Annotated in this window: 1 protein-coding gene and 1 pseudogene; both read right to left on the reverse strand. The window is 51.3% G+C overall.

From position 1 onward, the window contains the following. A partial coding sequence (locus tag NSB25_RS29065; RefSeq protein ID WP_103242756.1) for an ATP-binding protein occupies positions 1–671 on the reverse strand: 671 nt, incomplete at its 3' end. 63 nt (positions 672–734) lie between these two features. Further along, a pseudogene (locus NSB25_RS29070) lies at positions 735–1,077 on the reverse strand (phage replisome organizer N-terminal domain-containing protein); the annotation flags it as partial.

Here is a 1,077-nt window from a genome sequence, read left to right on the forward strand (position 1 = left end):
GTGACAATCAGCGGCTTTTGGCTGCGGTATCGGCTGTCAATCACGTTATAGACTTGCTCTAAACCGTATTCCGTGCCACGCTCCATGCCGAAATCGTCAAGGATAAGCAGGTGGAAGCTGCAAAGGCGGGAGATATATTCGTTCCTGTCCTTGTAGCTGGCGGCAAGGTCATTGAGGATAAGGGCAAAATTTGTCATGCAGACAGGCACTTCCAGTTTCATAAGGGCATTGGCGATACACCCGGCAAAAAAGCTCTTGCCCGTGCCGACATTCCCCCATAACAGCAGCCCGTGGTTCTCCGCTTTCATATGCCCCCATTGCTCCACATATTCACGGGCAAATTCCATTTGCGGGCATTTCCCGTTGTCATTGTCAAAATTCCATTCCCGCATAGCCGGGTCGGTGAAGCCTTTCCGTTTCAGCCGTTCAACCGTGTCAAAATGTCTGCGTATATCCTCGGCGGCTTGCTGTTCGTCAAGGATTTTCCGCTTGCAGTCACACGCCCGTGGGTGTCGGTCACGTCCGAAAAGGGTCTTGCCCTCCGGAAAGTAGGCTTCTTTGGGCTGGCGGCATTTCCCGCAGTATAAAAGCCCGTCCTCGCCTATGTAGTCCTCCGGCTCTGTTTCCTGTGCCGTGGCAAGCCGGAAAATAGCGTTATCATAATCACACATAAAATCGTTCCTCCTTGTTCATGGTCTTTTACGCCCTGTTTACGGGGCGTTGTGTCTATGCGGTCAAAGGCTCTCGCCCTCTTTGTAGGAATAATCGGGGATTCCCTTTTTCGGCTTCCCCTTTGCCCTGTCATCAGCCGCCCAACGCCGGATAGTGGCGGCATGGTTCTTGTATTTCTTCCCGCTGGAAGCGATATAGCCGGATAGGCGGTCTATGTAATACTCCCATTTGCCGGGAAGTTCCTCTTGCAGCTCCGCAAGCTCTTTTTCTGACAGGAATACATTTTCATATCTGCCAAAAGGGGCGGGGGCTGTCTGTCCTGTTTTTATCTCTCCCTCTCTCTTTATCTCTAACTCTATATCTATCTCTTTCTCTATCTCTATCTCTGGTGGACAAATGTCCGCC

This window comes from Acetatifactor muris, assembly GCF_024623325.1.
GTDB classification, from domain to species: domain Bacteria; phylum Bacillota; class Clostridia; order Lachnospirales; family Lachnospiraceae; genus Acetatifactor; species Acetatifactor muris.